This is a genomic window from Lysobacter niastensis, assembly GCF_015453285.1.
GTDB lineage: Bacteria > Pseudomonadota > Gammaproteobacteria > Xanthomonadales > Xanthomonadaceae > Lysobacter_J > Lysobacter_J niastensis.
Map to the genome: position 1 here is coordinate 483,987 of NZ_JADLZT010000001.1, position 11,354 is coordinate 495,340.

Sequence of the window (11,354 nt, forward strand, 5' to 3'; positions counted from 1 at the left end):
CAACCGGCCGACATTAGCCGTGATCGGGCCCGAGGGCGGGTGTCGAAGGTCACGCTCCTGACCCGGCGGGGGGAGGGCACGCGAGCCTGCCACTCGCCGGCCCGCCCCGCTGGATCGGCGTGCTACGGTCGTCCGGTCACCCCGGACAAGGAGCGGCCATGCGTGTGTACTTCCATGGAGCGGCGGGCGAGGTCACCGGCTCGCTGCACGAGGTGGAGGCGGTAGGGCGCCGCCTGCTGCTGGACTGCGGCATGATCCAGGGCAGTCCCGAAGCCGAGCGGCGCAACCTCGAACCGTTCCCGTTCGATCCCGGCGCGCTCGACGCGCTGGTCATCAGCCACGCCCATATCGACCACATCGGGCGCGTGCCGCTGCTGGTCAAGCGAGGTTTCCGCGGACCGATCTATGCGCAGCAGGCCACGGCCGAGCTGATGCCGGTGATGCTGCTCGACGCGGCCTCCATTTCCGAGGGTGAGGCCGAGCGCGCCAACCGGCATCGCCGCGCCAACGAACCTGAAGTGCTGCCGCTGTACACGCGGGATGACGTGAACGAGGCGATGGCGCGGGTGCGGGCACTGCCGTACGACGCGCGCCACGAGATCCTGCCCGGCATCGAGATCAACTTTCGCGATGCCGGCCACATCCTCGGCTCGTCCAGCGTCGAGTTGTGGGCGCGCGACGATGCGGGCCGCAGCCGCAAGCTGGTGTTCTCAGGCGACATCGGGCCCAAGGGCACGCCGATCCTGCGCGATCCCGCCACCATTGATAGCGCGGATCTGGTGCTGATGGAGTCGACCTACGGCGATCGCCTGCATCGCGATCGCGCGGAGACCATTCGCGAACTCGGCGGCATCCTCGACGCGGCCTGGCGCGAAGGAGGCAACGTGCTCATTCCAGCGTTCGCGGTCGGGCGCAGCCAGGAACTGCTGTACTGGTTCGCAAGGCACTGGGACGAATGGGGACTGGCGCGCTGGCGCATCTTCCTCGACAGCCCGATGGCGGCGAAGGTCGTCGCCATCTACGACCGCCATGCCGATCTGTTCGACGAGGATGCGCGGCGCGTGTGGAAGGAGAAGCCGAATCCGTTCCGCCTGCCCAACCTGCACGTCACGGCAACCCGCGACGAGTCGATGGCGATCAACCGCATCGACAGCGGCGCGATAGTAATAGCCGGTTCCGGCATGGCCAATGCCGGCCGGATCCTCCATCACTTCCGCCATCGTCTCGATCGGCGCAATACGCACGTGGTGTTCGTCGGCTATCAGGCCGAGGGCACGCTCGGCCGGCGCCTGGTCGATGGTGCGAAATGGGTGCGCATCCACGGCCACGATGTGCGCGTCAATGCGCAGCGCCATACGGTCGGCGGCCTGTCGGCGCACGCCGACCAGCACGGACTGATCGACTGGTATGGCGCCATCCGCACCGACGGCGACGGACGCCATCCGCCGCTGGCGCTGGTGCATGGCGAGGACAAGGCGCGGGAAGCACTGGCGGGCGAGATCGGGGAGCGCTACGGCGTGACCGCGACGCTGGCCCGGCCTGACATGGCGCTGGAGGTCTGACACGGATGATGCGACAGGACTGCAAGCCCAGGGAGTAGCGCGCTAGGCGCGGCGCAGCGAGACCGTCTCCCACGCCGCCACTAACACCAGCACCATCGTCGTCGCCGCGCCCAGCGCGAGCGGCGCCAACGCGTGTGAGTATGCAAGCGGCGCCAGCGCCAGCAGCAGGACCAGTCCGAGCAGGTGCGACAGCGGCGGCGTGCGGCGATCGTTGCAGACCCACTTGAACAGTGCGTTGCCGGCGATGTAGAGCGCCGGGCCGCCAAGGATCGCGGCGATCGCAGCATTCTCGTTGGTGCCGAAATGTTCGGGATGCGCCAGCACCAGTTCATCGGCCACGGCGCTGACGATCACGCCGGCGATGATCAGCAGGTGCAGGTACGTGTAGGCCAGGCGTGCCTGCCTGCCGGGGTCGTCGGAATGAGCGATGCGATGGCTGGCGCGCTCGGCGCCGGTGTCGAAATAGATCCACCACATCGCCACGCTGCCGAGGAAGGCCACTACGAACGCGGTCATGGTCTGCATCGTCCAGGCCTGACCCGCGAACGCGCTGCCGGTGACCAGGATCGACTCGCCCAGCGCGATGATCACGAACAGTGCGCAGCGCTCGGCCAGGTGGTGGCCGTCGATGTCCCACTCGGTGGTTCTGGAGCGGCCCAACCCCGGCACCCAGAAGTACAGCGCCGGTCCGACGTATTCGATGGCCACTGCCGAGATCCAGCAGGCGACGCGTGCCGGCCCTTCGGCGAGACCGCCAAGCACCCACAACAGGCCCGATGCCGACATCCACAGCGCGATCCGGATGAAGTTGCGGTGGAGGATGTCGTGGTGATGGTGCGTCGCCCAGGCGACGAACAGGGTGCGGCCGACCTGCATCGCGGCGAACACCGCGCCAAACACGAGGCCGCGATCGCTGAACGCCTGCGGCAGGGACGAGGACAGCAGCAGTCCGCCCAGCATCAGCGCGAACAGCATCACCCGCACCGGTATTCGGTCTGGATCGAGCCAGTTGGTCACCCAGGAGGTGAAGATCCACAGCCACCACACGGCCAGGAACAGAAGCAGCGTCTGCAGTGCGCCTTCGAGGGAGAGGTGTTCGAGCAGCGTGTGCGACAGCTGGGTGACCGCGAACACGAACACGAGGTCGAAGAACAGCTCGACCATCGATACGCGGTTGCTGTCCTGGCGATCGCGTGGGCGGAGCAGGGGCGTGTTCATGGGCAGCTGGCGCCGTACGGTGGCTGAATGACGGGAGCGTCGCACACCCCCCCGGCGCCTGCGCAAGGCCCGTCGCAGCGGGGTTTGAGGGTTTCCAGGGCGTCGCATCGAGGCTGGCCGAGGTCGCCGGGGTGGCGGTGGTGGACACTTTCGCGTACAGTCCGCCCCGTTCAGCGCACGGCTGCCTCCCCGCAAGGGTACGTTTCCCAGGTATGCCCGCCGTGGTCCGCATCGCGGACCGTCCATACGGCTTTTATCCCGCACGTCTTTCGTAGCGCAGACACGGCCCGGAGTCTCCGGCAGCCGTCCAACACGATCACTCGCAGCGCGGTTCAAGGGAACGCTGGAGTCATCAACGCGACCATTCCGGTGCGTCCACGATCCGTGGGCGCCCGTCGTGTCGCGAGCCAAAGGAGTTTCCAGATGACGTTCGAATCCCTCGGGCTTTCGCCCGCGCTGCTGCGCGCGCTGACCGAACAGAACTACGCCACGCCGACGCCGATCCAGGCCGAAGCCATTCCGCTGGCGCTGGCCGGCCACGACCTGCTCGGCGGCGCCCAGACCGGTACCGGCAAGACCGCCGCGTTCGGCCTGCCGCTGCTCAACCGCCTGTCCAAGCAGACCGCCGCCAACGGCTTCCGCCGTCCGCGCGCGCTGATCCTGGTGCCGACGCGTGAGCTGGCGGTGCAGGTCACCGAGAGCCTGCGCGGCTACGGCAAGCACCTGCGCCTGAACATCAGCGCCATCTTCGGCGGCGCCGGCATGGGTCCGCAGGTGGAGATGTTCCGCCGCGGCGTCGACGTGCTGGTGGCCACGCCGGGCCGCCTGATCGACCACATGGAGCGCGGCACCGCCAAGCTCGACTCGATCGAGATTCTGGTGCTCGACGAAGCCGACCGCATGCTCGACATGGGCTTCCTGCCCGCGATGAAGCGCATCCTCGCCAAGCTGCCGCGCGATCGCCAGACGATGCTGTTCTCGGCGACGTTCGAATCCCAGCTCAAGCAGCTCGCCCTCGAGTTCATGCGCGAGCCGCGCCAGGTGCAGGTCGCCGCGCAGAACACGATCGCCGAGACCATCGTGCACCGCGCCCATCCGGTCGATGTCGCGCGCAAGCGCGACCTGCTGGTGGACATCATCAGCCGCCGCCACACCGATCGCGTGATCGTGTTCGGCCGCACCAAGCACGGCTGCAACCGCCTGGCCGAACAGCTGGAAGATTCCGGCCTGGCCGCGGTGGCGATCCACGGCAACAAGAGCCAGGCCCAGCGGCAGAAGGCGCTGCGCGACTTCAAGACCGGCAAGGCCCGCGTCCTGGTGGCCACCGACGTCGCCGCGCGCGGCCTGGACATCCCGGACCTGCCGCTGGTGATCAACTACGACCTGCCGATGGTCGCCGAGGACTACGTGCACCGTATCGGCCGTACCGGCCGCAACGGTGCCAGTGGCGAGGCGGTGTCGTTCGTCGCGCCGGAAGAGGGCGGTCTGCTGCGCCAGATCCAGCGCATGCTCAAGGCCGACGTCGAACTGGCGGTGGTGGAAGGCTTCGAGCCGAGCCGCCCGATCCAGCTCAACGCGCCGCTGCCCAAGCCGGGCGGCCGTCAGAACCAGGGCCCGCGCAAATCGCACCGCCCGCACGGCAAGCCGGCGCCGCGCCACGCGCACGCCCATGCTGGCCCGAAGCAGCATCGCAGCGGCGGGCACAGCGGCCGCGGCTCGCGCAGCGGCATCGGCGCCTGAGCGACCCGGCCCATCGAATAGCAGAAAGCCCCGGGAAACCGGGGCTTTTTGTTTGCGTGAAACGGAGTCGCACGACGACTCGGAAACCGCGGGCGCCCGGGGGGGCGGATCGGTTGCCCAGTCGCGCCGGCTGACGTGCATGACGGGGTGCTTGCGCGACAGAGTGTGACGGGAGTAGCTTTTCAGTGCGTCATAACCTTGGGGAAGGCTATGTACCTCAGCTTGCGTATCGTCCGCGGTTTCGTCGGTTTCATCGCAGTCTGGCAGATACTGAGTCTGCTTCCCGTCATCACCTGGATGGCCACTCCGGATGCCATCACCTCCAGCATGGTGCTGGTCGTGGCGGTCAAGGCGATCCTCCTGGTGGCGGCCGGCGCGGCCTATCTCTGGTTGCGAGACCTCATCAACAAACTCCACACCAGCAAGCCCGGCGCGAACCGGCCGCTGCTGCATTCGCAGTGGTCGCTGTAAGCGATTGAGTCCGGTGGCGGCGCGGGATGCGCCGCAGCCGGGTTGGTGTGGATTCCAGCAACCGGCCAACCGTCGGTGACGGGCGGCTTCACTGCTGTGGCGACGCGACGAAGTCCTCGAGATATTCGTCCGCAGCGTTGCTCACGATCGACAGGTGCCCTTCGTCCGGGAAGAAGCGGTAGCGGCTGAGCTTGATGTGCCGCGCGATGTATTCGCCCATGTCCGGCGGCACGTTGCGATCGTGCCCGCCCTGGTAGACATGCACCGGGATGCGGATATCGGCGAGTTCGAAGCCGCGTGGACGCGCGATCAGCGCGGCCTCCGACATCGCGCCGTCGATGCCTTGCCGATACGCCACCGACAGGCTTCTCGCGAACGTTTCAGCCTCCGCCACGTGCGTGCGCAGGAAGGCCTGGTCGGGCGCGGTCATCATCGAGGCCAGACGCTGAAGCGCCCGCATCGGATCGATGCCGAACATCTTCTGGTCCATGCGCAGCATCGGCGTCACCAGTCGCGGATGCAGCCGCGAAAGCCCGAACAGCACCTTCAACGCGGGATGCTGGCCGCGGCGGATCGCCGGTACGTCCATCGGCCCCATGCCGGCGACGAGCCCGACGTAATCGAGACGTTCGCCGATCTCATGCGCGCACGCCAATGCGTAGGCACCACCACAGGAGATCCCGAGCACGCCGAAGCGCAGCAGCGACAGGTGCGCGGCGAGTTGCTCCACGTCGCGAACCCACGACAGGATCGTGCGGTCGGGATCGGGTGTGGAACCCGCGAACCCCGGCCGGTCGGGTGCGATCAGGCGCACGCCTGCGCGCCGCGCGGCATCGCCGATCAGCGCGGCCTGCACATGGCAACCAGGGAAGCCGTGGAAGACCAGCAGCGGACGGCCTGCGTCGTCGCCGTAGCACTGCCACGTAAGCGTCCTGCCGTCGCGCAACTGGAGGGAAGGGGCCGGAGCGGATGATGCGGACAACATGGTGCGGATCTCTTGCGAAACAAACTGGCTAACAAAGCAGCCGGGATGATGCAGGCCATCCTGTCGCGACGACATCGAAATAATTAATTCAACGCCCGCCATCGAGCCCGACGTCGCCATGCTCCAGCGCAGGGTGGTGGCCCGCCATTCACGCGGCTTAAGATCGGCGGGCCAACCGGGGGAGGCCGTATGAACCATCGCAACATCTGGTGCGGGCTGCTGGCCTGCGCCGTGGTCATGGGACTGTGCGCGGAACACGCGCACGCGCAAGCACGCGAAGGCCGCAGTGCCGAGCGCGATCGCGCAACCGCTGCGCAGTTGACCTATGGGCTGCTCACGGACCGACGCTACGGCTATTACGCCAAACCCTTCGACGATGCCTTGTCGGAGCGGGTTTTTGACGCCTATGTGCGCGACCTGGATCCCCAGCACAGGTATTTCGCACAGGACGATCTGGCGTCGCTGGCGAAGTATGCGACGGCACTCGATGAGGCGGTCAAACGCGGCAAGCTGGACCCGGTGTACGAGATCGCGGATGTCCGCGACCGCGGCTTGAAAGCGCGCTGCAGTCAAGCCGGTGGTACCCAGCCCGATTGCCGGAAGCTGCCCGCCGACGTGCGAGACCGCGACGAGATACTCGCGATCTTCCTCAATGCCTTCGTCCGCACGATCGACGGCGATGCGCGCTACCTGAGCCCGTTCGCTGCGCCCGAAAGGACGGGCGATCCTGAGCCATTGACCGCGCCGACGACAGCGACTCGCTCAGTGCTGTCCCTGGGCAACAGGCGCGCGGGGGTAATCACCGTGGGAAGCTTCTACGGGTTGGGCAACGGCTCGGTGAGCCGCGACGTCGCGCGGCTTGCGGGCGAACTCAGGCAGGCGGGCGTGGACGGCGTGGTGCTGGACCTGCGTGGCAGTCCGGGTGGCGCGCTCAGGGAAGTGATCGATGTGGCGGGTCTGTTCCTGGGGCCCGTGCCGTTCGTGCAGATCCGCGAGACTGGTAATCGCGTCTCTACGGAGAAGGCAGCGAATGCGGCGGCGTGGACGGGCCCGCTGGTCGTGCTCGTTGACGGCAGGACCGCATCGGGCGCGGAGATGCTGGCGGCGGCCATCCAGGATCACGGCCGCGGGCTGGTTGTCGGCGAGACCACTTACGGTCGGGGTTCGATACAGAATCCGGTGGATCTCGATCGCGGGGATCCCAACTCGCGCGGAGCGCCTCGTTTCGGCCTGGTGAACCTCACGATCGCAGAGGCCTATCGCCTGGACGGTCGGCCGATCGGTGCGGGCGTGACGCCGGACGTGGTCCTGGCAACGGGGGCGCCAGCCCGGCACGGAGCGTCCGCACCAATCCCTCCTGCGCGTGGCTATCAGGCGCCGGTGCGAAGTGGGCCGGTCCCGACGCGTCAGCCCACGGATCCCGCGTCGGCGGATCCCGTGCTGGCGGAAGCGGCGGCAATCCTCGTGAAGGGAATGGCCTCGGTCGAATCCAGCGCAGGAAGCCCGTAGCCATCCCAGCGCGCTCAAGCCTCCGGCGGCTCCGAATCGAGCACCTGCACCGGTGCGCCTTCGGTGATCTCCGGCTGCAGCGGTGCGTCGGTGACCAGCATCACCACGCCTGGCGTCAACAGCGGCAGCACCGCCGCGACGAAATCGTGCGGGATCACCACGCGTTCGATCGTCTCCGGTCCGAGCAGCTTGCCCGCATCCTCGCCGCGGCCGGGGATACCGATCGCGCTCCAGTTCGGCATGCGCGTGCCGGGCAGCAGCGGATTGTCGCCGGGCAGGTAGCCGTCCTTGACGAGATAGGCGTGCGTGCCGAGCGGCTGCTGCGGATTGCGCACGACGATGCGCGAACGGCCGATCTCGATGCCATTCCTGTACACGATCACGCGCGAGTCGGAACCGCTGAGCAGGATGGACACCGGACCCTCGGTCGAGAGCTCCGGATGCCAGCGATACTTCTGCCCGTCCTCCAACCGCGGCACGGCCGAATCGCTGCCGGTGCGCGGGTCGATCGGGATCAATGCCATCGGGTGAACGGTGTCGACCGGCGATTTGCCTTCTTCCGACACCACCACGGTCATGCCCGTGGTCGAGGAGTCGAACAGCAATCGCGCGAACTCCGACGGCAGGTGCACGCAGCCGTGTGATTCCGGGTAGCCGGGCAGGCCGCCTGCGTGCAGCGCGACGCCGTCCCAGGTGAGCCGCTGCATGTACGGCATCGGTGCGCTGTTGTACTTGTTGGAGCGGTGATCCTTGTCTTTCTGCAGGATCGTGAACACGCCGGTGGGCGTCTCGTAACCGCGGCGGCCGGTGCTCACCGTGGTTACGCCGATGGGAATGCCGTTGCGATACACGTACGCGCGTTGTTCGGTGAGGCTGACCACGACCGCGATCGGTCCTGCCTTGTTGTCGCCACCCCAGATCCATTCGCCGGGCTTGAGTTGCGACGGCGCCGTGTCGGCCGCGCTCGATTGGCGCGCGCCCCAGCTGGGCACGGCCTGGGCCGAGGTGGCAAGCAGCGAAAGCGCTAGGGCGAAGGCGAGACGCGTCATCCGATGTCCTTCCGGGGGGCTGGCTCCAGCCTATCCGGAAGGTGGGCGCGCGTCAGCGGGATGGCGTGCGAGTTGCAGGCGCGCGGCAGGGCAATTGAGCAACGCCGATCGCGTCAGCCAGTCCTGGTCGGGGTAGTAGGAGAAGACGAACTGGCCGTCCTTCAGCAGGTCGATGATCGGTCGGGCCACGGCGCTGCGCACAGCCGGGCATCCCCAGCTGCGACCGAGGCGGCCCATTCGCCTGCCCTGCGCGGGATCGACGTACGGCGCGCCGTGCATGACGATCGCGCGCGCCATCGCGGCGTCGTTGACGCCGGGTTCCAGGCCCTGCATGCGCATCGAATAACCGTTGCGTCCGACGTAGGTGTCGCCGGTGACGAAGAGGCCCAGGCTGGACTGATGGCTGCCGTCGAGATTGGAGAAGCGCGTGGCGAGGTTGTCGCCCGAGCCCTGGCCGTGCGCGACCACTTCTTCATAGAGCAGCGTGCCGGCCTGCAGGTCGAACACCCACAGGCGTGGTAGCAGGGACGGGCGGCTGTAATCGATCACGGCAAGACGCCGCGCACCGGTGCCGACACCGCTGGCCTGGGCGCACTCCATCGCGGCCACGGCCAGGCCCAGCACCTTGGGGTCGGCACCGGGGGCCAGGTGCGACAGGAAGCGCGAATCCTCCAGCGCAGCCGGAGTCGAGGCGCTCGAAGGCGCGGGTGGCGTTGGCGATGGGGCGGCGGCGGGCGCGCGATCCTTGCGTGCACCGAAGCCTGGCACCGCCGGCAGCAGCAGGACGCTGGCCAGCAGCAGGTATCGGGGCTTGAACATCGGGAGTCAGGGCCTGATGGGCCGGAGGGTAGATCCCAATGTCGGCCCGCGCCGGCCCGATTTCAAGCACTTGTTTGACCTGGTTCAGGCGCCGGAAATGAAGAAGGCCGGCGAGGGCCGGCCTTCTTCGTGCTGTCCCGGGCGGATCAGCCCTTCTTCGCCGCGATCCAGCGGTCGATCTTGCCGCTGAGCACGTCCAGCGGCACCGCACCGTCCTTCAGCACTTCGGCGTGGAACTCGCGCACGTCGAACTTCGCTCCCAGTTCCTTCTCGGCCTTCGCGCGCAGTTCCTTGATCCGCAGCTCGCCGATCTTGTACGCCAGCGCCTGGCCCGGCCAGGCGATGTAGCGTTCCGCCTCGGCGGTGGACTGCGTCTCGCTCTCGGCCGAGTTGTCGCGCATGTACTGGATCACCTGCTCGCGCGTCCAGCCCTTGCTGTGCAGGCCGGTGTCGGTGACCAGGCGGATGGCGCGCCACAGCTCGTTCTGCAGGTAGCCGAAGTAGTTGTACGGATCGGTGTAGACGCCGAGCTCCTTGCCCAGCGACTCGGCGTACAGGCCCCAGCCTTCGGAGAACGCGCTCTCGCCGCCCCAGCGGCGGAACGAGGGCAGGTTCTTCAGCTCGATCTGCAGGGCGATCTGGAAGTGGTGGCCCGGGATCGCTTCATGCAGGTACAGGTCTTCCGCATCCCACGTCTTGCGCGTCGGCAGGTCGTAGGTGTTGACGTAGAAGATGCCCGGACGCGAACCGTCGTCGCTCGGCGGGTAGTACTGGCCACCGGCCGCCGACTTGGCGCGGAACGGCTCGACCGGACGGATCTCGAACGGCGCCTTCGGGATCAGCGAGAACTGCTCCGGGATCTTCTGGTTGATCTTCGCTTCGAGCGCGCGGTAGTCCTTCAGCAGCGCGTCCTCGCTCTTGAAGTTGAAGCGCGGGTCGTCCTGCATGAACTTGAAGAAGTCCTGCATCGAGCCCTTGAAGCCCACCTGCTCCATGACCTTCTTGATCTCGCCATGGATGCGCGCGACCTCGTCCAGGCCGATCTGGTGGATCTGCGCCGGCGTCAGGTCGGTGGTGGTGCTCTGCTTCGCGTTGAAGGCGTACCACGCGCCGCCGCCCGGCAGCTTGTCGAGGCCGACGCTGTCGCGGGTCTTGGGCAGGTATTCGTCGTTGATGAAGGCGCGCAGCTTCTTGTACGCCGGCATCAGCTGCTCGGCGATCAGCTTGCGGTAGGACTCGGTCAGGCGCTGCTTGTCGGCGTCGGAGAAGTCCTTCGGCATCTGCTGGATCGGGCCCCAGAACAGCGTGTCTTCGGGCTTGTCCTTGATCAGCGCATCGAGCTGCGGGATGACCTTCACCATCAGCGCGCGCGGCTGCACGACACCGGCGGCGACGCCGTCGCGCATGTTCGCCATGTCGGTGTCGAACAGCACCGGCAGGCGGCCGGCGCGCTTGAGCCAGTCGTCGTAATCCTTGACCGTCTTGAACGGCTGCGCGCCGCTACCCGAGCCGAACTGCACGGCGAGCGTGGCGACGCTGTTCATCTGGTTGATCGGCAGCTGCCAGGTCGGGAACTGGTAGGACTCCAGCGACTCCTTGGCGTCGGCGACGAAGATCTCGTAGCTCAGCAGGTCCTGGCCGTCCAGGCCGGTGGAGCCGACTGCTTCGACCTTCTTCAGCCAGTCGCTGGTGAACTGCTTGCTCTGCTCACGGTACTGGGCGGAGCCGAAGTCCGGCAGTTCGGCGTTGTAGCGCGGATCGCCCGTGAACGTCGCCATTACCGGGTTGAGCTTGAGGTTCTCTTCCCAGTAATCGGCGTACAGCTTGTTGAGCTGGTCGGCCTTGGCCTTGGCGTCGACCGTGGCGGCAGCCGATGCCGTCGTCGCGGCGGCGTCGGTCTTCGGACCGCGGTCGCACGCGGCGAGCGAGGCGGAAATGGCGAGGGCAAGCAGGATGGGGCGGAGCGTCACGTTGGTCTCCTGGCGGTCGGTCGGAAGGGCC

Annotated in this window: 9 protein-coding genes; 4 read left to right on the forward strand and 5 right to left on the reverse strand. The window is 67.4% G+C overall.

All coding sequences use genetic code 11. The annotated features are described in order from the left end of the window. Positions 1 to 158 precede the first annotated feature (158 nt). Positions 159 to 1,562 carry an MBL fold metallo-hydrolase RNA specificity domain-containing protein gene (locus tag IU514_RS02255; RefSeq protein ID WP_194929424.1) on the forward strand — a complete coding sequence of 468 codons (1,404 nt, stop codon included), beginning with the start codon at positions 159 to 161 and terminating at the stop codon, positions 1,560 to 1,562. Between the two features lie 42 nt (positions 1,563 to 1,604). On the opposite strand, the gene IU514_RS02260 is transcribed toward IU514_RS02255, so the two are convergent. Next, on the reverse strand, positions 1,605 to 2,780 hold the full coding sequence (locus IU514_RS02260) for a low temperature requirement protein A (RefSeq protein ID WP_194929425.1): 1,176 nt from the start codon (positions 2,778 to 2,780) through the stop codon (positions 1,605 to 1,607). Positions 2,781 to 3,203: 423 nt separating this feature from the next. On the opposite strand from IU514_RS02260, the gene IU514_RS02265 reads away from it, so the two are divergent. Both IU514_RS02265 and IU514_RS02270 read left to right on the forward strand, forming a co-directional pair. Further along, entirely contained in the window at positions 3,204 to 4,520 is a 1,317-nt protein-coding gene (locus IU514_RS02265; protein WP_194929426.1) for a DEAD/DEAH box helicase, read from the forward strand. Positions 4,521 to 4,730: 210 nt separating this feature from the next. Next, a complete protein-coding gene (locus tag IU514_RS02270) occupies positions 4,731 to 4,991 on the forward strand; it encodes a hypothetical protein (RefSeq protein WP_194929427.1) in 261 nt (86 codons plus the stop codon). 88 nt (positions 4,992 to 5,079) lie between these two features. On the opposite strand, the gene IU514_RS02275 is transcribed toward IU514_RS02270, so the two are convergent. Continuing rightward, the gene (locus IU514_RS02275; RefSeq protein ID WP_324187762.1) at positions 5,080 to 6,234 is read right to left on the reverse strand and encodes an alpha/beta fold hydrolase; all 1,155 of its coding nucleotides are present in this window, start codon (positions 6,232 to 6,234) and stop codon (positions 5,080 to 5,082) included. Between IU514_RS02275 and IU514_RS02280 the strand changes: the two genes are divergently transcribed. Next, on the forward strand, positions 6,166 to 7,485 hold the full coding sequence (locus tag IU514_RS02280; RefSeq protein WP_194929428.1) for a S41 family peptidase: 1,320 nt from the start codon (positions 6,166 to 6,168) through the stop codon (positions 7,483 to 7,485). The genes IU514_RS02275 and IU514_RS02280 overlap by 69 nt on opposite strands. A gap of 14 nt (positions 7,486 to 7,499) precedes the next feature. Here the strand turns inward: IU514_RS02280 and IU514_RS02285 are convergent, their stop codons facing one another. From IU514_RS02285 to IU514_RS02295, 3 genes are all read right to left on the reverse strand, one after another. Continuing rightward, positions 7,500 to 8,534 carry a L,D-transpeptidase gene (locus tag IU514_RS02285; protein WP_194929429.1) on the reverse strand — a complete coding sequence of 345 codons (1,035 nt, stop codon included), beginning with the start codon at positions 8,532 to 8,534 and terminating at the stop codon, positions 7,500 to 7,502. 30 nt (positions 8,535 to 8,564) lie between these two features. Continuing rightward, entirely contained in the window at positions 8,565 to 9,353 is a 789-nt protein-coding gene (locus tag IU514_RS02290) for a murein L,D-transpeptidase catalytic domain family protein (RefSeq protein ID WP_194929430.1), read from the reverse strand. Between the two features lie 146 nt (positions 9,354 to 9,499). Next, a complete protein-coding gene (locus IU514_RS02295) occupies positions 9,500 to 11,323 on the reverse strand; it encodes a DUF885 domain-containing protein (protein ID WP_324187763.1) in 1,824 nt (607 codons plus the stop codon). Between the last annotated feature and the right edge of the window lie 31 nt (positions 11,324 to 11,354).